This window comes from Chryseobacterium oncorhynchi (genome assembly GCF_002899895.1).
Classification (GTDB): Bacteria; Bacteroidota; Bacteroidia; order Flavobacteriales; family Weeksellaceae; genus Chryseobacterium; species Chryseobacterium oncorhynchi.
The window spans coordinates 1-21,654 of sequence record NZ_PPEI02000012.1 but is presented as its reverse complement, the minus strand read 5'-3'; the positions used below and the strand labels follow the sequence as shown (position 1 = coordinate 21,654).

Genomic DNA, 21,654 nt, shown 5'->3' with positions numbered 1-21,654 from the left:
GTTTAGCCTATCAATTTAATTGGTGGGTTTTTTTAGGCGATGTCCTGGGGACCAGAGCTTTCATTACTCAATCTTTTTTCAGAGATTATCTCTTTGGACTTTATTTCATATTTATTTATCTCTCAAAAAGGATTTCAGACATGCCATTCAATCTCTATCGCATTTAAAAAGTAGACGAAAATTTTTTCTGCAGAAATCAGATCCGGCCAGCTGCATGAAATTTTGTCTACAAAATGGAAACCAGGAACGAGATCCGGACGAAGAATTTGTCTACAATTTTCTATTTTAACCATAAGGCTACAAATTCTGTCATAATTCTTTCTTCCCTGGCATTTCCCCTCCGGCAAGAATTCCGCCAGAATTTGAGGGTTTATTTTGCCCCTGCCGGCTTCCCTTGCCCCTATTTCATTTACGAAAGTATATAACCGGTTCCAGGCCCTCCAATAAAAATTGGGTATCCACTGTCGTGGACCCTCCTGAACCCTTCGGGCAATTTTTCTTGTATGTCTGTCTCTCGGTTATATGGATAGGGTAAAAAAAATAGGTCCCGGGAATCTTCCCCCTGCTTTGGCCAATCGGAGGGAAGGGCTTCTGCCCCCTTCCCCCGAACCCCCAACCCAGCAAAAAAAAAAAAAGAAAAAATATTTCATTCCCGGAGGTCCCGGAGTGATTGAAAATACCTATAAATACAGGGATTATGATAGAAACGTTTAATCAATAAATAGAATATATATTTTGTTTATTCGGTTTATTTTTGTATCTTTACTATGTAATAAAAAACAAACAAACAAACAAACAAACAAACAAACAAACAAACAAACAAACAAACAAACAAACAAACAAACAAACAAACTTTAAATTTTTAAATTATGTCACTAAGAAACAAAATTACCCTAATCGGTAGAACAGGAAAAGAGGTTGAAGTTTTCACTTTTGAAAACAATCAGATTAAAGCTTCTGTCAGCCTAGCAACTAAAGAAAATTACACCAACTCAAAAGGTGAAAAAGTGGAAGACACTCAATGGCACAATTTGGTAGCATTCGGTAAGACTGCTGAACTTTTTCAAAAGTATGTAACAAAGGGAAAAGAAATTGCCATTGAAGGAAAGCTTACTTACAGATCGTATGATGATAAAGAAGGAGTTAAGCGATATGTTACAGAAATTATTGTAGAAGAACTGTTATTACTTGGTTCCAAAACTACAGAAGTAGAGCAAGCAGGAGAGTAATAATAATACCTTCAGGGTAGGCGGTAAAACCCTTTATTTTTCTTAACAAATAGAATAATTATTTCTTTTATTCGGTTTAACTTTAAATTTTTGCGATATGAAAAAAACAATCTTAATCGGTATTGGTGCTGTCATAGCACTTACTTTAGAATTTTTAGCAGGATATTATTTTGGAGAGAAAGCTTCCAGGGAAGAAGCAAACTTAAGAGCTGTAGAAATGATTCTCAATGATGAAATTCCTGCCTACTACATGAATGTAGGAACCTTGGATTATATTATTAATGAGAAATCAGGAGAGCTACCAAATAAACTTAAAAATGCAGGAAAGAATGAAGAAAATTAAATTCTACTTCAAAGCTTTTATCCTGATCACCTTTAGCAAAGAATTTCAGGAATTTGAAAAGCAGTATTTTGATTCAAGCCCTGAAATGTTTTTCATGGATGGGGAGAGGATCTTTTCCGAAAAAGAAGAATTCTTTATAACCGTGATCAGTAAATGTTATAACAAACAATACTTACAATTAAAATAGAATATTTATTCTATTTATCCTATTAACTTTAAATTTTTGCAGACATGAAAAACATAAAATTGCACAAAGATTTTACAAATTCTTTCTATGGGATTTTACTTATAATAACGCTTATGATGCTAACAATGGCAATAGAAAAATTTTAATAGAATGGAAAAACATTACCCAGCAGGGAAAACATCATATTTAGAAACACACTGCTTAATATGCATGGCCATAGCTGAACTAATAGACAACGAACACAGCATAGTAAACAAAAGATATTCAACACAGGGCATTGGAGGAATATTTGAACTTGCTGAAGAGCTTACAGATGAATTTGAAAAATTGCATTCTGAAGAAGAATGGATTGAGAAAGATTATTTTGAAGAAATAGATTCATTCTTGCATAGTAAGGGTGTTATTAAATACTCTCCTGATTAAAAATATAGACAAATTTTTTCCCTGGCGAGCTGATATCGGAGCTGGCCGGGGAAAATTTGTAGACAAAAATTTATTCCGGAAAAGATCTGCTGCATTCTTTTTGTCTACATTTTCCCGGGATAATAGGATTTAAATCCTGTCATAATTCTTTCCTGGGCTTTTTCCTTCTTTCAAGAATTCCGCCAGGATTTAAGAGTTTGTCTTCCCCCCTCCGGGTTCCAGGCCCTGAAAGTTCCATAAGGCTACAAATTCTGTCATAATTCTTTCTTCCCTGGCATTTCCCCTCCGGCAAGAATTCCGCCAGAATTTGAGGGTTTATTTTGCCCCTGCCGGCTTCCCTTGCCCCTATTTCATTTACGAAAGTATATAACCGGTTCCAGGCCCTCCAATAAAAATTGGGTATCCACTGTCGTGGACCCTCCTGAACCCTTCGGGCAATTTTTCTTGTATGTCTGTCTCTCGGTTATATGGATGCGGTAAAAAAATAGGTCCCGGGAATCTTCCCCTGCTTTGGCCAATCGGAGAGAAGGGCTTCTGCCCCCTTCCCCCGAACCCCCAACCCAGCAAAAAAAAAAAAATTATTGGTATTCAAATTCGACTCCACAATCTCCGCAAATTAAATTAAGCTCTCTTTTTCCCCAAACGTTTACTTTGCATCCAGGACATTGATATTTATTCTTTGAAGAATCAGTATTTCCTAAGTATATAGGAGAATCTATTGTATACGTAGAATAAAGGAAATTTGCTATTTCCAAGTCATCTATTAAAATATTTTCGGTAGAAGTTGTATTTACAGTCAGAAGAGTTTCTATTTTAACGGTTGTTGTGCGATCAAACCAAAGATTTTCAAAGCGAACATCTTTTACGAGCTGAGAACAAACGTCAAGGAAAATTCCTCCCTTTATAGGATAATCCATCATTTGTTGCCCGGTTTTTTTTCCCCCTTCTTTCCCTGTATTAGAAGGCATAAGGCCAATGGATTGCATTTTATTTCCCCATTCTTTATTGTGATAGCTTCGCACAGATGGCCTGCCAAAATGGAACTGCCAAAGATGCACCATTTCATGAGCCATAGTCTGAAGCATTTCAATTAACGGGTATTTACTGAAGTAAATCGGATTAATGGCCAGTTCATCTGTTTTAATATTTTCTTTATTTATCCACCTTTCGTTTGAATAGTAACCGAATGTTTTTGTTTTCCTGGTTATGACAATCATACAGTTAGGAAGTTGAGAACTAAAGAGATTTTCATTGAAGTAATCATAGATGAACTGGAAGAGATCATAAAATTCAAATGTTGGATTCAGTTTCATAATACTATCTTTTTGCGTTGTAAAAATATAAAATTATATCGTACGATATAATTTTAATAATAGAAATCAGACTTTTTCCGTAATTCCACTCTCCCCATTTCCGTAATTCCACTCTCCTTTTTTAGTATTTTACCGTAATTCCACTCTCCTTTTTTAAAATTTCCGTAATTCCACTCTCCTTTTTTAGAACTAAATTAGTTTTTTACCTCTGATGTAATGCACAATATTAGTATTTTCCGTAATTCTACTCTCCTTTTTTAAAATTTCCGTAATTCCACTCTCCCCATTTTAAGGGTATTTAGCGTAATTCCACTCTCCTTTATTCCGTAATTCCACTCTCCCGATTTCCGTAATTCCACTCTCCCGGTTTTGATTGATATTTCCCCTGCTGAAGAGAAAAAAAAGAGTGTTTTTACCTTTGCCTTAAATATCATTTTCAATATGCATTCTCAAATATTTTTCTTTTTTTAAATGTAAAAGGCAGTTCAGTTAATATATAATTTGAAGTCTTAAGAGGAATTTTTATAGTTAATTTTTAAAAATAAAGTCCAAAGAGATAAACATTTTTTCCGGCAGAAAATGAATATAATTTCAATTTTTTTGCGCAATTTTTTTTTAGAAAAAGGAAAAAATTTCAAAATATTAAACTATTTTTAGTAAATTTGAACTTCAGTCCGGTATAATTTTTTTAAATTTGAATCCCATTATGTTTAAACTTTTAAATACTTTTTCCGGGTCAACCTGGAATGAGTTCATAGAATTATTGCATGCTTATGTTAAGAGAATTAAGAAAAAAAACGATAGAAAAAAAGGATAATAAAAGCCTGGAAGATTTTCTCGGGAAGAAGTCAAGAAAGTTCTATCTGGAAAAATTTTATCATAAAAATTTTCTCTTCAAGTACCTGTATTTTTTACGGCTCAAAGGAGCCGATTTGAACCAATTTTTTGACACCCAAATTTCACAAAATAAAGAATGTAAAGAATCATGAAAAAAGGAATAATTGTATCAGTTTTAGTTCTATTTATTGTCTATACAATAGCCTCTCTTTTTGTAGATATTCCAAGAGTGTTTAATAATATTTTCTATGGAGTAGTAACAGTATTTGCCATTTATTTTGGCATTTTTTATACTGATCTAGGAAAGGGAATTAAAGACAAGTTGAATGAGAATAGTAAGAAATATGAAGAGAAAAAAGCGAAATAGTTTCGCTGTGAATAATTCAAATATAATTTAAAATTATTTGGAAATTGTGAAAGCCTGATTTGTAAAGATCAGGCTTTTTTTTTTGCGAATAATTGGAACTGAAGAAAGAAGAGTTGAGCGAAATATAGCTCAGGTTCCGGTCGAAAAATAGCTTCTAAAAATTTCATGAGTTGAAACTCTTTTTCTATAAAGAGGAAGTATTATGATCTAGTTTTATTTTATTGCTGAGTGAAAAAATATATAGTCCTTAAGTTACCAGGAAGTATTTTTTTAAATCAAAATTTGTAAGCTATCTCTTTGGACTTTATTTTTATTTATTCCGGATTTTTTTCTGACTGGGCGAAGCCCTGGCTCCAAAAAAAGGGCCGAAAATCGGGCCATCTTTGGAGAAGCAAGAGGAAACCACGATTTAAAAAATAGTGGTTTGTATCTGTTTGGTTTATAGTATTTTAATTATTTTATATTATTTGCTAGTATACTTTTAGTATACTTTAGTATACTTTTTTAAGTTAAAAATATTATAACATTCTATTTTTAAACAATTTAAAAGTATATTTGTGGTAGTAAAAAAGTTATACTATGCTAAATACTACTATAAAACTAACTGATGATACCAAAGGGCTACTGGATGATATTCAGGCTAAATTTGGGCTTAAAACATATGATACAACAGTAAAAACATGTGCTGTATTTATTATAAGAAATGAGATCAATTTAAGAGAAGATTATATAGGTGACTATAAGAAAGGATTAATAGATCTTGAAAATAGAATCCTGGCAAAATTTCAAAGTCACGAAGATAAAATTATCTCAAATAATTCCTCTCTCCGAAAATGGGTAGGGGGAGTTGAGAAGGATTATTTCAAACCGCTTCTTCAAAAGTTGAATACTTTAGATAAATTGGGAGATTTAGGATTTGATAGAATAGTAGAAGAAAAATTAAATTCCCCAAAAGTGGATAATCCTCTTAATTCTCATATAAAATCTGAAGAAAAAGAAATTTCAAAAGTGGAAGAGCCTAGCAGTGACATATCAAATAAGGATGAAAAGTTTAAAGAAATTTACGGAAAATATGAAGCTCAAAAACAAGCCTTGTTTAAGATTTTTAATAATTCAAAAGTTGAAACAGGAGGGATGCTATCTAAGGAAAGAATTATTGTAAATCTGTCTGCTGAAGAATGGGAAGAATTAAAAAATCTAAGCTAAAAAAATGCATGTAAAAATAGTCTCTCATGATGCTTCAAAATCGCAATCTTCTTCTAATATAATTCAATATTTAGATAAGGAAAATGAGAAGAAAAAAATAGAAAATGAGCATCTAATTTTAGAGGGGAAAGAGGATGAAATTAATCCAAACTCTGTAGAATATTTTTTTAATCAGGACTATAATCCTTATGATCTTGAAGACCCAAATTCTAAAGTTAATGTCTATGAAGCTTCTTCAAAATTAGATGCAAATAGAGGTACTCAAAATCTATCAGCCAGTAATTTTTATATGCTAAACATAAGTCCTAGTCAGCAAGAACTTGAACACATGCAAATGATAGCTCTGGACGAATTAAAAAATAGAGGTTTAGTTTTAGAAAATATAGAAGGAGATCAGACAGCATTAGATTTCTATAATGAGCAAAAAGATCAATTGATGAAAATTCAAATGAAGCTTTATACTCAGGATATCATGGAAGAGTATGCCAGGTTAATGGACAGGGAAATTTACGCTAATCAGGATGCTTTGCCCACAGATTCGGAAAGAAAAGATATGAAACCTCTTATTGAAGAAAGGTACAATCAATTTCTGAAGGAAAAGGGAATTCAATTAGGAAAAGAAAAATCTGAAACTGATTTTACAACCCTGGATAAATTCAAAGTAAAACAAGAATATCCACACGGGAAGATCTTCACTTTTTATTCCGCTGATATTGATAAAAATATAGATCTATTTGTTCCTGAAGGTAAATATAAAATTGAAGCAGATAAACTTTTTATTGATGATGAATACTATTCAGATAAGTATAATACTATTATTGATAAAGAAAAGTCTAAAAGAGAACAAATTGAGATTCCCGGACTTGTTAAAGAGAGTTCTGATTATTTTACCGATTTTATCAGAGAGGAAAAGGTATTAATTACTGAGAAATGGGAAAGTTTTGATAAAGATCTGAAGCTTTATTTTAATAAGGATGAATTTGAAGTAAAGAACGGTATTTGCCATATTCCACAAAGTGTATATGATAATAAAGTTTATGAAGTAAAAAGCCAAATATTAGGAAAAGAGCTAGCAGATATTAAAAAGGAAAAATTAGATAAAGTACTGAAGGAGAAAAATTTTGATATTTCTAAAGGTATTAATGAAAAAGGAGAAGAATTTTATCTGTACCCTGACAAAGTTCCTAGTAAAGAAGAGTTTAAAAAGCTTAATATAAAAGCTTCAGTAGACTTTAATAATTATTTAGTAGAAAAAGGTTATTTACCTGAAAGAAAGGGATTTTCTATTAGTAATTGGAATGATAAAACAAGTATAAAATCAGAAATACTTGCAGAAAGTGATAAAGCTTTGCTTTTATTAATAGATGATGAAAGGCTGAAGGAACCGGCCCAAATTTGGGCCGGAAAATTTTCGGTAACAGATAAAGAGAGTGGAGAGCTTACAAGAGATGAAAACGGAAATCTTCAGATGATCTCTGATTTTTACGAGCATAAAATACAGGAGCTGTTAGATAAAGAGAGTGAAAATAAAGTAGAATTTTCAGAGTTCCAGGAACTGGAAAGCCATCGAGAAAAATTTATTAAAAATTCGGAAAGTCTTCAGTTCTCTTTTGATAATCCAGGCTTAAAAGAACCGCTTACTTTTAACGTGCAATATGAAGATGTATTAAAGGCTCCTAATGGTAGTTTTACAATGGAGAAGGCACTATTAGAACATAAGTTAGAAAAACATATTATCCGCCAAGCAGAGAAAGAGTTTCCTAAAGATTTTGAAAAAATAAAGGAGAATGTAAATAAAGAAATGTTGGAAGCAAAAGACTTCCTAAAAAATAAAGAGATAGAGAGTAGGTTTAAAAATTTCTTAGTAGAAAAACAGGTACTCCAGGAACAGTCTAAAACGGAAAATTACTTTGTGCAAGCTTCAATAGTCGAAGCTAAAAATAATTCGACAATGATTGCCTATAAACCTGAAAACAGGCAGGAAGAAGTAAGATTATGGGTTAATAATAAGCTTATTAGTCAATCAGATGAAAAGGGAATCTATTTTAAAAATGAAAAAGAGATTAACAAGCTGTTAGACAAAGCTATAGAAAGAGATAATGAAAGGAAGCAAATTGTAAAAATTGACTTTTCAAAAGTAGAAACTGAAGACAAAAAACATAAGGAAGAAAGCTATAAAAATTTTGTTTTCTATGCAGATGCTCCAGGATTGTCAGAGCCTATTAAGTTTTCAATAAAAGAATCTGACTTAAAGCAGGAAGGAGATCAGTTTTATATCGAAAAATATAAACTTGATAATAAGGTAGAAACTGCTGTTAAATTTGGAATAACCAAAGAATTTGGAAACGTAAAAGATGATATAAAAAATGAAGTGTGGAAAGAGAAAGGTTTTGATACAACAAAAAGAAAAATTACTGGGAAAGACCTTATGTATTATGCTAAAATAGAAACCGAAAGGAAATATAATCATAAGGATAAGGCTGTTATTAAAAACAAACCTATCCTGGCTAAAATCAAAGAATATCAAGAAAGTAAAAATCCTTTTGATAAAATGAAAATTGGCGACCTGGAAAAGCAACTTCTTAAAGATAAGTACACAGGGGAAATTATCACTGAAGGACTAAAAAAAGGAGGATTAAATTACCATTCTCATATTGTTGTTTCTCGTCATGATAAAACGAGTATTAATCCAAAGGATAAAGTTTCTATGTCTCCGAATGCTAATCAAAAAGATGGCCAGGTAAACAATGGTGCGAAGGTCGGTTTTAATAGGGATGAATTTTCAAAGAATGTAGAGAAGATTTTTGATGAAAAATTTGAATATAATAGACCGGAGAAAGAAAAATACGCTTACTTAAATCAGCAGAAAAAAGGTCTCTCCGAAAAAGTAGCGACCAGAGCAAAGGGAATGTTAAAAGGAGAAATCAAAAAGGAAATTATGAAGCATACCGGCATGAATACTGTAAAAAATGAATTGAACCCCATACAAAAAATAAAAAGTGAACTGATGCCGGTTCCTATACCAACAAGCTTTCCAAAAAGTAAGTTAGACTTAGTAATTAAGGCTGTAAAAATGGTTAAAAATTTAGTAGTAGATAAAGGAATACATTATTAATAATATGAATATGAATATACCCGCATTTTTTAATAAAGAAATTATTATCATCTTTTTGATGATCTATTTTGTAGTAGGACTTTTGGCCTATATTATCTCCGCATACCGTGGAAATAAAGCCATTATAAGTTTTTCCCTCATATTGGTATTTGGAGCAGTTATGCATCATTATTTTAAGCTGTCATTTGTTCCAAGATTACTTCCTTTCGGTTTTGGTCCTGCTTTTATATTAGGGTTGATTATCGGAGCTTCCAAGTATGAAGCACCACCTGAACCGGTGATTGATGTAAAATTAAAATTAGGAAGCAAAACCATAACCATAAGAAATATTTTTGCAGGAGTAGGAGTTTTTGGAGCTTCACGAAGTGGTAAAACAGCTTCCGTAATTTATAGTCTTTTAATGCATTTTGCAGAATGGTCTTTTTCAGGCTTGGTATATGATTATAAAAATGGAGAATTAACGGAAATATGTATTCCACTTTTTGGAGAGAGAGTTAAAATATTTGCTATTCATAGACCTGATATTAGTGTAAGACTTAATCCTATAAATCCAAAGTACTTAGATGATGAAAAAGAAGTAACCGCAGTAACACAAGTAATTTTGGATAACCTGGCAGGTACAGAGAAAGGAGAAAATAGTTTTTTCTATGAAACAGCAGGAAGCCTTTTGAGTGCATTAATACTCAAATTTTCATTGTACTATCAACATTACTGTACAATTCCTCATGTAATTGCCTTTATTTTATCAGTAGATTTTTCTTTAAAGGTAGAACAGGAAGAAGGGGCTAAAGGTCTTCAGGAAGACGCTTATGATACCTTTTTGGGACTGAAAAATTTTCTAATAGATGATAAAAGAGTTAAGATTCAAGCTTCAGCCTTTATATTAGGGTTGGCTTCTGAAAAACAAACGGCAGCTGTTGTAGCAACTCTGGCCAACGCATTGAGAAAAATATCATTCCCGGAGTCTTTTTGGGCATTAACAGGTAATGACATTGACCTGAACGTTAACTCAAAAGATAATAAGACAATTCTTTCAATTCTCAATGAGCCTAAGTCAGAAGAAGCTTTAACTCCGTTTTTAGCTACAATCATACATACCATTACTAAACAGATGATGGTAAGGAATCAAGACCCGGCATTCATTTTGTTAGATGAAGCTCCTACAATAAAACTAAGAAACATGGCTCGAATTTCAGCAACAATGGCAAGTTTTAAGATAGTAACTGTCTATTGTGCGCAGGATATCTCACAAGCCGTAATCCAATATTCCAGGGATGGATTCAAAGCAATCCTGGCCAATCTTTCTACTCTATTCTTTGGTAGGGCAAACGATCCGGACACAGGGAAATTTTATGAACAGTACTTTGAACCTAAAAAAATCAAAACCCATTCAAAAACAACAGGGCAAAATTCGTCTTCCAAAACCACCAGTGAAAAAGAGGTTCCTAAAGTTAGGGCGCATGAGTTCACTAAGTTTACACCAGGTAAGTTTGCTTACATAGGCGGGGGAAGAGCAGAACTGATAAAATTTCCTAAATATAACATAGAAGTACAGCCACTGCCTGAAAAAGTGGATATGAAAAAGAAAATGATAGATAACTATGTGAATATTATAGAAGAAATAAATTTATTTGCAGAACAAATTGGAATTTCAAGCGAAAAAAAAGTTTAATATATTAAACTTTTTAATATATTTGTAAAATCAAAAAGAAACAAAAATTTTAAAATTATACAATATGAACAAAAATTTTTATCAAAAGGCTAGCCTAACATTATTTGTTTTATCCGCTTCATTTATGAATGCACAGGATTTGGGACTAGCATCCGGGGGAAATAAGATATTAGCCGAATTAGTAAAGGCTTTTCCTATTGTTGCAGCTATTGCTCTAATTTGGGTAGGATGGAAGGCTCTTAATGAATATAATGACAGTAAGGATGTCTTAGCTGCCTTAAAGATTGTAGGGTGGTATTTATTAGCCGTATTCTTTATTATTGGTGCTTATCAGGTAGTTAAAAACGTTTCATTGTAATGAAGGAGATCAGGAATTATAAAAATATAAGAAGAAAGCCGGAAATACACGGATTTTCGCCTAATGCTTTTTATTTATTCTTGGGAATAGCAGGTATTTCATTATTGACCTTGACAACAGGTTTTAGTTGGGTGAAAGTAATCTGTATTTTAATTATTAATGGTCTTAGTCTCGTTTTTACGAAATTGGTTATTAGTAATGAAAGTTTAATGAAGAAGATTTTCAATGAAAAGTTTCCTACTGAAATTTCTTCATTGACTAGAAAAAACACAAAAAAAATCAAGTAAACATTTAGACGTATGGAAAATTTTTTGCTAGGAGCGCAGGGGAGCTTTGCATTGGGGTTCCGAGTTCACATGCCGGAGAAATATTCTTTAGGTGAAAGTGATTTCGATTTATTAAATGACTATTGGAGTAAAGCTCTTAGAGATTTACCTACAGGAACTATATTCTTTAAACAGGATATTTTTTCAGAAGAAAAATTTGATGCTTCAAAGTTTCATGATCGAAATTTTTTAGAGCATAGTACTAAGGAGTACTTTAATGGTATAGAATATCTATCTCATTATACAAACATCTTTTTTATTCTGCCTAATACTTCAATACAACTTTCAAAGTTGAAAAATCCAATCCGTCCACCGCAAAAAAAAATGTTTACTGATTTTGACGAGAAAATTAAAAATTTTCAGACAATGGTTAATCAGTCTGTAGCCTATTTAAAATCTATAAAGGTAAGTGGTAATAATGGATTTAAAATAGTTCCTCTTTCAAAGGAATACCTTGAAAATTACTATGATTATATTAATGGAGGATTAAATACAGAGTACAGTGTAGATATTCGTAATGAGTGGGATTATTTAAAAGTAGGGAGTAAGTTTGCTACCCTACTTAAATTCCCCCAGGAGAATAAATTCCCTGAAAAATTATTGTCGTGTAGGGGTGATGGAGAATTAACCAATGATAAAGTAAAGTTCTTTAAAAATTACGGAGATAATTTCAGCTATGATTTAGGCTTTACACACATCTATAATCAAATTGCTGTCATTGATGATAATAAACATCATTATGATAATGCAAAGAAAAATCATGATGATCTTTATAAATTTAGAAGGTTCGATAAAACGAATGAGTTCTGGGCAGAACAGACCGGAGATATGCTTAAAGAAATGGCCAAGCATTCGGATACGGAAAGAATTGTAAGAGCGCATAATAATGTCGTTATTTTTGCCAACTCTGAATTAGAACTTGAAAACAGAGTAGATGCAGTATCAGAGAGATTTAAAGATATAGATATTAAACCGGAAAGGCCATACGGAGAAAATCTTACAGCTCTATATGAATATTCATATCCTTTGAATGCGCATTTATTTGTAGAAGATCATTTTTACATAGCTAATTTAGAGGTGTTTTCATCTTTCCTTATTTGTACAGGAAAATATAATGATGATAAAGAAGGGCTTAGATTAAATTCAAGGTTGAAAGGAATGGTTCCGGTTACAGTTGACGTTTGGGATGAAGAAAAACAATATGTGGATGCAAGAAACTTCTTTATTCTTTCGCCAACAGGTGGAGGAAAATCATTTACAGCAAACCATATTATTACTCATCACTATTCCGATGGAGCAAAACAGGTAATAATAGATTTAGGGGGGTCTTATAGAAAGCTTGAAGCTTTATTTCCTAATGACATAGCTTATATCACTTATAAAGAAGGTGATAATCTGGGAGTAAATCCGTTTGAGCTTAGAAAGGGCGAAAAGCTTACTACTGCAAAAATTGATGAATTAGTAGAATTTATTGCAGTTCATTTCCGTAGGGATATCTCTATATCAGAACAAGAACGAGCTGTATTAAGGAGAATTGTAGAATTATATTATTCTAATATAAAACAAGGCCACTCATTACCTTCATTTATCAGATCATTTATGATAGATAAAGAAGAGATAATTCAGCTTTTAGAAATTCAGAAAGAATTTTTTAACGCTGATGAATTCGTTCTATTGATGTCTGAATTTGTTGATAATGGCCCCTATGCTTTTCTATATGATGAATCAAAACCAACATTTGGAACTGATCTTTATGAAAAGAATATTATTGTATTTGAACTAGACGCAATCCGGGGTAATAAGTTACTTCTTTCGATCATGCTTCAGCTTATTTCTACAACTATTGATAAGATGATTTGGCAGGATAAAGCAACCAGGGGAGTAATTTTATTTGATGAAGTTGCAGAACAGTTAAAATGGGATGGCATGTTGCGGAGAATTCAATGGTTCTACCAGGCTATCAGGAAGCAAAACGGAAGTATTGGAATTATACTGCAATCAGTAAGTCAATTACCCGACAATCAGCTGTCAGATGCAATTATTGAAAACACACAAATTCTTTATGTGTTAGGAGCAAAAGACTTCAGAGCAATTCAGGAGAGATTTAAACTTTCTGAACATGCTTATTATCAAATGTCTTCTATAAAAAAAGATTTTAGCGGAGTAAGAAAATATTCTCAACTATTCTTGTTACGTGGTGAAAGCCACCAGGTATATAATTTAGAAGTACCACCACAAGTATATTGGGCATATCAAACAGAAGGAGCAATGAATGATCTATTATTGAAAACCTATGATATAGTAGGAGATATGGAAGAAGCTATTCATGTAATGATAGAAAATCAACCCAAGTTTGAGGAATTAAGAGATAATATTAAAAGTAGAAAGGTAGATGAAGAGGAAGCTATTTCGAGTATTAAAAGATTAACAAAAAATTATAGATATGAAAAAGAAACTTTTTAACATGGCCTTAATTTTAATGCCATTCTTAGGATTTGCTCAAATGGGTGCTAGTCTCACCTTTGATGCTACTAATGCAGCTAATATGAGTACCCAAATCTCTAATACTTCTCAGCAGATTTCACAACTCGAAAAATCATTAGAGTATATGAAAAAAGCTCAGGAGACTTTAAACAAGGTTAATGGGTATGTACGTGATGTGTCTTCAATAACTGAAATCACAGGAATGTATAAAGAATCTATTTCTATTGCAACAAGAGTTAAAAATGATGCTCAAAGAATTAAGAATCCGAATACAAGGAAGAGAGTTTTAACTAACGTATCACAGCTTTTAAATTCTCTAAGCGGTGGGGTTACTTTTGTTAATAAAGTACTAACCAATGATTTTTTTAAAATGACGGATAAAGAAAGGCTTGATTTGCTGACAACAGAACGTAGAAAGATCTTCATAAAGAAATCAAAACTTTCAGCATACTTACAATAATATGGATTTTGAATTTATAAATGAACTGACAAAAGCGCTCTCTGCTACCAATATTTTTAAATATTCTTTCGCAGGGGCTAAAGTACTGGCATTTGCTTTACTAATATTTAGGATTTTAGAAGCTTTTTCAAAAGACTTTGATTCCAAAGACCCAAAGATTGGTAATATTATGGCCCTTTTCGGCTATGGTTTAATAGTAATGAGTTCAGATTGGATTATGACTTCAATTGAACAAGTATTTGCAGGTGTGGATGCTACAATGAGTACAACTTCCTCTGATTTATTTGGAAATCTTAATGATCAGGTAGCGCAAAAAATGGATAATATTTTTGCCGGAGCGGAGGACGTATGGGACTATATGGGGGCTTTTTTTGGGAACATAATCATAATTGTTACCTTAATTTTCACCTGGATTATAGGGGGGCTTTGTAAGCTTGCTGATTTAAGTATCACAGCTTCTTATTTAGTTCAAAGAATATTTATATTAAAATTATTACAATTTCTTTTTCCTTTAGCAGTTGCATTATCAACAGATTCAAGAACATCTAAACTTTTTTCCACTTGGATTTTAAGATACATAGGAGTTTTTATATTAGGCATAGGATATATAGGAATTATAAATATTGCAGAACTTTTGCAATCTACAATAATGGCACAATTTAATACAGGCGGGGGAACTTATGGAGTAATGGGAAATACAATAGATGGCTCAATTTTTAGTGCCGGTATTTTAGTCGCAATGATAGTAACCTTCACTATAAAAATTAAGCTTTTTGGAGTGGTTACAAGTTATATAACAGGAATGTTTCAATAATAGATTATGAAATTAGGAGAGAATTTTTACGAGGTTTTAAAGAAAAATAATACTACTGTATGGGTAATAGGTTTGGTTGCCATATCATGTATTTTAGGCTCATTATACTTTGCTTTTACTGTATACAAAGACAGTACTAACAATATTTATAGTATCAATGAAAAAGGAGAATTAATTCCACTCAAAAAGCTTGATATACAAAATGCAGAACTTATCCAGGCGAAGGCAAACCTCGAGTATTTTGTAGAGCAGTATTACAATTTGGATGCGTATTCTATGAAAAGAAAAAGGGAGCGTGTTCTATGGCTAGTAGGAGAACAGCCTACAAAAATCATTAAAGATAGATCTGCTAAAGGATATTTTGACGAATTTTTATCCATAGCAGGTCTTACACAAAATGCAGAAATACTTCAGCAGACTTTAAAAGTATCAAAAGAGGCCCCTTATAACGCTGAATTTGTTGTAAGGATTCAAAGAATTAATGGCGGGATTTCAGAGTTTTATAATAGTACTATCAAACTAAGAATGGAAAAAGTAAATAGAAATTATCCTTATAATCCATACGGCTTACTAATTACACAATTCTCTGAAAACTTACAGAAAGTAGACGTTAAGTCGGAACCTGCTGTAGAAGAGGTAAAAGCTTCTGAAGAAGAAACAATTCAAAATCCTAAAGAATATGGAAAATAGCCCAACTAAAAAAAATAAGAAAAGTAAGTTTGACTTAAAAAACATTTCTCCTGAAGAAAGAAATAAGTACGTAGCTATTGGGGTTTTTGGATTAGTTATTATAGGAGTAATGTTTTATGGAATTACAAATTACACAAGTGAAGAGAAAACAGAAGAAGTAACTGAATTTACCAATCCTGAAGCTGAACAAAGTAAGTATAATAGTAAGCTAGATGCATTAAACCCAAAATCTCCGGAGCAATCATCAAATAGTTTAGAGTATACCTTTACCCCTTCAGATGAAAACGGTCAGGCAAATGGAGATCCTGATTTTACACAATTAGATAAGCAACTATCTGAATTAGGAAGCGGAAAAGGAATTGAACAAAGCCCTGTTCCAAGTTCGAGCTCGAGTAGTTCTTCTGGTACTACTTCTTCTACGCCCTCCAATTCTCATAATGTATATGGTGATTATTCAATGTGGCAGAACAAAGAACCATCTAATAGTAAAATTGGATATTCAAGCAAAAAAAGACCTGTAGAGCCATCGGCAACACCTACACGTCAAAGCTCTTCTCCCTCTTATAGTGAAGTTAACAGCTATCAATCGGAACCGGCATATAAAGAACCTGTATTTCCATCTTATGAAGAAAAAAAGAGTATTGTTTTAGCTCAGGTAAAGTCAAAACTTATCTCCCAAGGAGAAGCAAGCAATAACAGAAGTATATCTTTTGTAATCTTAGAAAACTTCACCTTAAATGGTGAAACAATACAAAAAGGGAAATCTTATGCCATTGGTTCTATAAAGTTGGAAAATGACAGAGTTTTAGCTAAAATAAATACAATTAAGGCTAATGGTAAAACATATTCTGTCTCAGGAAAAATTTTAGGGTATGATGGTGAAGAAGGTCTTCCATTAAAAGCAAATGATAATTCAGGTTCCGGTCAGAGTACTGGGGGAATAATAAAAGATGAAGCCATAAGACAAGTAGGAGGAAGAATACCTGTTGTGGGTGGAATAATAAGCAGAGCTTCCGGGGGAGGCTCTGGCAGTAAAGCAAATAAAATTTCCCTTTCCGGGAATATTGAAACAACAATAGTAATTTATAAATAATTTAAAATGAGAAAAATCGCAATTTCAATTTTTCTTGTAGGTAGCATATTATGCTATTCTCAACACACTAAAAAGAGAATTTACAAGAAACCGGTTAAAAAAACTTCTGTAAAGAAGAAATCAACAACGAATGTTACAGCAAGTACAGCAGTACCATTTGAAGAACAAAAGCAGGTAGCTGAAGTTAAACCTGAAGTCTTACAAGAACCTGTAAAGGAAGAGCCAAAAGCTCCTGTTATTACAGAAAAGCCTGATTATGAAAAAACAGCAGAAAAGATCTTAAAGAAAAAAGGTTGGATAAATAACAGAAATTCTGCATTAGTGAGAGGGGTAGAAGGCTTCGTTAAGGGTGTTTACTCTGCTAATGGAAAAATATTTGTAATGCTAGAAATATCTAATAGAAGTAATATTAATTATGATATTCAGAACATTTCTTTCATTACTAGCCCATTAAAAAAGAAGGGAGTTGACTTTGATACTGAAGAAAAAATATTTCTTCCTATCTACAGTAATCAGCCGGAAACCATAGCAAAGAAATCTACTCAGAAACTTGTTTTTGTCTTCGATAAATTTACGATCAATGAGAATAAGACCTTATTTGCAATAGTCGATGAAAACGAAGGGGAAAGAAGTTTAAAACTAGAAGTAAAACCGACTTATATCTTATCAGCAGAGTATGTTAATTAAAACACCAATTATGAAGACAAAATTTTTAATCTTAGCAATATTTTTCATCACTATATCAGCATTTGGCCAGGGAAGGAGAGCTAATCAATCAGGTATTCACGCCACTTATGGATATATGCCTGTATCAGCAAGCGATTCTATTAAAAAAGAGTCTTTTATGGCCATAGCAGGTTATAACCGAGTTATTGGTGATAAAGGATTTTTAGGAAAAATAGAAGGGTTTTATCAAAAAACTAAGGTTGGATATACAGGAAATCAGTTTTTACCCTATGAGAAATACGGCTTAAATGTTTCTGCCGGTTATAGCTATGAAGGACTTTATCCAGTATTTTTAAATGCTTATGTAGGAGCATTCGGAGCTTATGAGAAAGTAAATGACGGATCAGACAGAGATCCTTTATATGGAGCCTTAATTCCTGAAAAAGTAACAGGTTTTACTTATGGAGTAACAGGTTCAGCAGAAATAGAAGTAGTTTTAGTACGCAAACTATCTTTAGTTGCAAACTACACCCAATTCTACGACCTTAAATCCAAATTTTCAAAATCCAATTACGCTTTATTTGGAGGACTTAAATATTATATCGACTAAAAAATTACAATTATGAAAAAAATATTAAAATTACTTGCAGTCTTTTTTGCAATAGCATTTACAACATTTTCTTTTAATTCATGTTCTGAAGATGGAGACTGGGAAGACGGTAACGGAGGACAATTTGGGTTTACCATTGAAAAAGATTCCTATTTTATAGAAAAAGCAGTTGGAGAAACCAACCAGGTGAAGTTCAATATTAAGCCTAATTATAATTTCCAATCAATTCAGACTACCTTTAAATTTACAACTAATTTAAATGGGGTTTTAAAATTGAATGGCCAGGTATTAAATCCTAATCAGGAATACACATTTACTAACAAGGATAATATTTTTGAATATACCGGAAATGTTGCAGGAGATCACCTTATAAAAATTTCCGTAAAAAATTCAAAAGGGTTTTCTAAGGATGAAGAAATTTCCCTGAAGTATGGAATTTCAGAATTTACCCACACTTATACAGGCGGAACAGCAGATATTTATCAGTCTGATGAAACACCATATGTAATGAAAGTTGTTCCTTCAGCAGGACAGCCTACAACCGGATATGAGATTAAATTCAATTCTTATAATGGAACTATTAAGTTAAATGGCGTAGCAGTTCAAACAGGTCAATTTTACCCATTGCCTAACTTAAACAGCTTTACAGTTACTTTAGCTACTAACCAGGTTGGCCAGGGCGCACTTGATTATGATATTAAAAATGCAACGGTAAGTAAGAACTACAACATTCAGCAGACCGTAATTGCAAGAAAAATTGTCATTGAATCTATGAATATTAATGCTCTTAATGTTATTCCTAATACTCAAATGAGTTTAATTGGAGTAGTCAAAAAGACTCCTGTAACGCCTAATACTTCTGTAAAATATAAAACGTGGATTAGTGCTTCTTCCAATAACAATGCAAATGGTATTCAGAATACAAATAATGTTTATACCCCTTTTGCATTAGGAGCAAACGGAGCCTTCAGCTTGAACTTTAATGCAATTGAGGTAGGAACATACACCTATAATATTCAATTTCAGGATGAATTTGGAAATGAATCTGATGTAAAATCTTTCAACATTTCAGTAGATGCTCAGTTACAGTTTGTAGGTGGCGCAGGAGCAGAAATTGGTGTCTATGCAATAATAGGTGTAGGAAGTGCTAACATCTTCCATAAAACATTTAAAAGAACCTTTAAAGTTGTATCAGGAGGAAGCACCACTATAACTAAAATGAAGTACACAATAGATTTAGATATTGTTAATGGTAGTGGAAACGTTATTGGTCACTGGCAAAGAGTTTTAAATGAAAATGTATCCAATGGCACAAATACATATGAAGTTCAAGATCAGAACTTATCAATATCAGATTTACTGGTCTATAGTAATGCCCCTAGTGGAGTTAACTTTAGTAATATTGTAGTCAAAATGGAAGCTACAAATTCCAATAATGCAACTGTAGAAAAAACAGTTACAGGAACAGCAGTTGTTCTATAAAATTTAAAATTTGTACTTATTAAAATTAATTTGTATATTTGAGTAAATTAATTTTTTAATATACTTTTTAGTATTTACTAATTAATTTTAAATTTACTACACAGTCCGGGGAAACTCGGACTTTTTTTTATACTAACTTTAATTATATAAAGAGTAGTTTTGTAGTGCTTAATTTTCTCATTAGAGTTAAGCAGTAAATTACTATTGATAGCCGGAGAAATCCGGCTATCGTCTTGTAAAAAAAAAATTTTAATAATAAAGTCCAAAGAAATAGCTTATTTTACATAAACTATTGAGCCTTTCGGAATGTAATTAGATGTAAATTGAGGGTTTGCAAATCTTACTAGATCATAATTGAACTCTTTTCCTAAAGCTTGAAAAGAAGTTGCTTCATTAGTTCTAATTATACGCATATCCAAAAATGAATACTTAAAGTAATTAGGTCTTATATTGTGGAGCTTATAAAAATTAAATAAATAATTTACAGCTATAAAAGAAGGGACATAAGCTTGTGTCTCTTTTGGTAGGTATGGTCGTACTTTCCAATAATTTTTGCTTCCTGCTTTTTTTATTGCTTTTCTTACGTTCCCTGCACCACAATTATAGGCCGATATGGCCAGGTTCCAATCTCCCAACTGCAAGTATAAATCTTTTAAATATCGAACTGCTGAATCTGTATTTCCTACAGGGTCATAGAATATATTAATATAATCGTTTTGCTTTATACCATATTGCCCCCCGGTTGCCGGCATAAACTGCCATAATCCTTTAGCTCCCGCCCATGAACCGGCACGAGGATTTAAAGCACTTTCTACTACAGCTAGATATTTTAGTTCTAATGGCATTCCGTATTGAGCCAATTTTTTTTCAAATAAAGGGAAATAATAAGTAGATAGCCCTATTATTTTACCGTACCAACGGTAAGAGAGATACTTTTTTACGTAAGTATAAGTAACATCATTATAATCTATTGGTAACGGAGTATTAGCACTTAGAAAATGAAATCTTTCTTTAAATGTGGATTCTTCCAAGGTCTCAATTATATCTTCTTCCTCTCCCAAACTTTTTATGTAAGATTCATTGTATTTAATAAAACTTTCCTGGCTTTTATAAATGCCAGGGAGTAAAAAAATAGCCAGTAAAATTTTGAATTTCATCATACACAAATTTAATATATTAAACTTTTTAAAGAAAATATTTTTCAAAAAATGCACAAAAAAAATCCTCGAATGTGCGAGGATTCAAACTAATAACCATGAAAAACTCAAAAGAATAATGAGTTATACGCAAATGTAGTCAAATAAAATATTCTTTTCTTCTGGTATTACGGTAAGCCGTAAGTTTTTTTTTTAGTTCAGTTTTAGCTTTGAAGTATGAATACAAAAAGAAGAATTATCAAATTTCTTAAAGAAGGGTATAATCAGAAAGAAATAGCTGAAAAGTTTCAGGAACTTAATATTAAGCCTAATAGTTTAAGTATTATAGAAAAATACTTAAAGGAGATTAAAGAAGCTTACGGAGCCAAAACTCTTTTCCATTTAGCATGCATAATGAATGAAAATAATGAGCTTGATTTTAGTAATGAAGAAGATGTTTAGGCGATGTCCTGGGGACCTGAGCTATCATTACTCAATCTTTTTTCAGAGATTATCTCTTTGGACTTTATTTCATATTTATTTATCTCTCAAAAAGGATTTCAGACATGCCATTCAATCTCTATCGCATTTAAAAAGTAGACGAAAATTTTTTCTGCAGAAAGCAGATCCGGCCAGCTGCATGAAATTTTGTCTACAAAATGGAAACCAGGAACAAGATCTGGAAGAAGAATTTGTCTACAATTTTCTATTTATTTCATAAGGCTACAAATTCAGTCATAATTCTTTCTTCCCTGGCATTTCCCCTCCGGCAAGAATTCCGCCAGAATTTGAGGGTTTATATTGCCCTCTGCCGGCTTCCCTTATCCCTATTTCATTTACGAA

The 21,654-nt window shown here is 32.2% G+C and carries 22 protein-coding genes; 19 read left to right on the top strand and 3 right to left on the bottom strand.

Translation table 11 applies throughout. The features are described from left to right. Positions 1 to 134: 134 nt before the first annotated feature. Positions 135 to 293 (bottom strand): hypothetical protein, encoded by a 159-nt coding sequence (locus tag C1638_RS22485; protein ID WP_165826580.1) that lies wholly within the window; start codon positions 291 to 293, stop codon positions 135 to 137. Between the two features lie 576 nt (positions 294 to 869). Between C1638_RS22485 and C1638_RS21615 the strand changes: the two genes are divergently transcribed. The 4 genes from C1638_RS21615 (at position 870) to C1638_RS21600 (ending at position 2,182) form a co-directional block, all read left to right on the top strand. After that, on the top strand, positions 870 to 1,229 hold the full coding sequence (locus tag C1638_RS21615; protein ID WP_109624012.1) for a single-stranded DNA-binding protein: 360 nt from the start codon (positions 870 to 872) through the stop codon (positions 1,227 to 1,229). 97 nt (positions 1,230 to 1,326) lie between these two features. Further along, positions 1,327 to 1,572, top strand: a complete 246-nt coding sequence (locus tag C1638_RS21610) for a hypothetical protein (RefSeq protein ID WP_109624011.1) — start codon at positions 1,327 to 1,329, stop codon at positions 1,570 to 1,572. Beyond that, positions 1,559 to 1,759, top strand: coding sequence for a hypothetical protein (locus C1638_RS21605; protein ID WP_123838422.1), 201 nt, complete (start codon positions 1,559 to 1,561; stop codon positions 1,757 to 1,759). Before C1638_RS21610 ends, C1638_RS21605 begins: the two co-directional genes overlap by 14 nt. A gap of 150 nt (positions 1,760 to 1,909) precedes the next feature. Next, entirely contained in the window at positions 1,910 to 2,182 is a 273-nt protein-coding gene (locus C1638_RS21600) for a hypothetical protein (protein WP_109624009.1), read from the top strand. A 578-nt stretch (positions 2,183 to 2,760) separates the two neighbouring features. Here the strand turns inward: C1638_RS21600 and C1638_RS21595 are convergent. Further along, on the bottom strand, positions 2,761 to 3,495 hold the full coding sequence (locus C1638_RS21595; RefSeq protein WP_109624008.1) for a SprT-like domain-containing protein: 735 nt from the start codon (positions 3,493 to 3,495) through the stop codon (positions 2,761 to 2,763). Positions 3,496 to 4,480: 985 nt separating this feature from the next. On the opposite strand from C1638_RS21595, the gene C1638_RS21585 reads away from it, so the two are divergent. From C1638_RS21585 to C1638_RS21520, 14 genes are all read left to right on the top strand, one after another. Next, a complete protein-coding gene (locus C1638_RS21585; protein WP_109624006.1) occupies positions 4,481 to 4,699 on the top strand; it encodes a hypothetical protein in 219 nt (72 codons plus the stop codon). Positions 4,700 to 5,278: 579 nt separating this feature from the next. After that, positions 5,279 to 5,905, top strand: coding sequence for a hypothetical protein (locus tag C1638_RS21580; protein ID WP_109624005.1), 627 nt, complete (start codon positions 5,279 to 5,281; stop codon positions 5,903 to 5,905). A 4-nt stretch (positions 5,906 to 5,909) separates the two neighbouring features. After that, the gene (locus C1638_RS21575; protein WP_109624004.1) at positions 5,910 to 9,020 is read left to right on the top strand and encodes a DUF5712 family protein; all 3,111 of its coding nucleotides are present in this window, start codon (positions 5,910 to 5,912) and stop codon (positions 9,018 to 9,020) included. A gap of 10 nt (positions 9,021 to 9,030) precedes the next feature. After that, positions 9,031 to 10,692, top strand: coding sequence for a type IV secretory system conjugative DNA transfer family protein (locus C1638_RS21570; protein ID WP_165826579.1), 1,662 nt, complete (start codon positions 9,031 to 9,033; stop codon positions 10,690 to 10,692). Positions 10,693 to 10,756: 64 nt separating this feature from the next. Further along, on the top strand, positions 10,757 to 11,050 hold the full coding sequence (locus tag C1638_RS21565; RefSeq protein ID WP_109624002.1) for a hypothetical protein: 294 nt from the start codon (positions 10,757 to 10,759) through the stop codon (positions 11,048 to 11,050). Further along, positions 11,050 to 11,337, top strand: coding sequence for a hypothetical protein (locus C1638_RS21560; protein ID WP_109624001.1), 288 nt, complete (start codon positions 11,050 to 11,052; stop codon positions 11,335 to 11,337). Before C1638_RS21565 ends, C1638_RS21560 begins: the two co-directional genes overlap by 1 nt. 12 nt (positions 11,338 to 11,349) lie before the next feature. Then, on the top strand, positions 11,350 to 13,839 hold the full coding sequence (locus C1638_RS21555) for a VirB4 family type IV secretion system protein (RefSeq protein ID WP_109624000.1): 2,490 nt from the start codon (positions 11,350 to 11,352) through the stop codon (positions 13,837 to 13,839). A gap of 1 nt (position 13,840) precedes the next feature. Beyond that, positions 13,841 to 14,320: a hypothetical protein gene (locus C1638_RS21550; protein WP_165826578.1), complete on the top strand. Its 480-nt coding sequence runs from the start codon at positions 13,841 to 13,843 to the stop codon at positions 14,318 to 14,320. A gap of 1 nt (position 14,321) precedes the next feature. Beyond that, positions 14,322 to 15,134, top strand: coding sequence for a hypothetical protein (locus tag C1638_RS21545; protein WP_109623999.1), 813 nt, complete (start codon positions 14,322 to 14,324; stop codon positions 15,132 to 15,134). A 6-nt stretch (positions 15,135 to 15,140) separates the two neighbouring features. After that, on the top strand, positions 15,141 to 15,824 hold the full coding sequence (locus tag C1638_RS21540; protein WP_109623998.1) for a hypothetical protein: 684 nt from the start codon (positions 15,141 to 15,143) through the stop codon (positions 15,822 to 15,824). Then, a complete protein-coding gene (gene traM / locus C1638_RS21535) occupies positions 15,814 to 16,917 on the top strand; it encodes a conjugative transposon protein TraM (protein WP_109623997.1) in 1,104 nt (367 codons plus the stop codon). Before C1638_RS21540 ends, traM begins: the two co-directional genes overlap by 11 nt. 6 nt (positions 16,918 to 16,923) lie before the next feature. Then, positions 16,924 to 17,604 (top strand): DUF4138 domain-containing protein, encoded by a 681-nt coding sequence (locus tag C1638_RS21530; RefSeq protein WP_109623996.1) that lies wholly within the window; start codon positions 16,924 to 16,926, stop codon positions 17,602 to 17,604. Positions 17,605 to 17,614: 10 nt separating this feature from the next. Further along, a complete protein-coding gene (locus C1638_RS21525; protein ID WP_123838421.1) occupies positions 17,615 to 18,193 on the top strand; it encodes a hypothetical protein in 579 nt (192 codons plus the stop codon). Between the two features lie 12 nt (positions 18,194 to 18,205). Further along, positions 18,206 to 19,675: a TraQ conjugal transfer family protein gene (locus C1638_RS21520; RefSeq protein ID WP_109623994.1), complete on the top strand. Its 1,470-nt coding sequence runs from the start codon at positions 18,206 to 18,208 to the stop codon at positions 19,673 to 19,675. Positions 19,676 to 19,950: 275 nt separating this feature from the next. Here the strand turns inward: C1638_RS21520 and C1638_RS21515 are convergent, their stop codons facing one another. Beyond that, entirely contained in the window at positions 19,951 to 20,832 is an 882-nt protein-coding gene (locus C1638_RS21515; protein ID WP_165826577.1) for a lytic transglycosylase domain-containing protein, read from the bottom strand. A gap of 216 nt (positions 20,833 to 21,048) precedes the next feature. On the opposite strand from C1638_RS21515, the gene C1638_RS21510 reads away from it, so the two are divergent. Next, a complete protein-coding gene (locus tag C1638_RS21510; protein WP_109623992.1) occupies positions 21,049 to 21,273 on the top strand; it encodes a helix-turn-helix domain-containing protein in 225 nt (74 codons plus the stop codon). Positions 21,274 to 21,654: the final 381 nt, after the last annotated feature.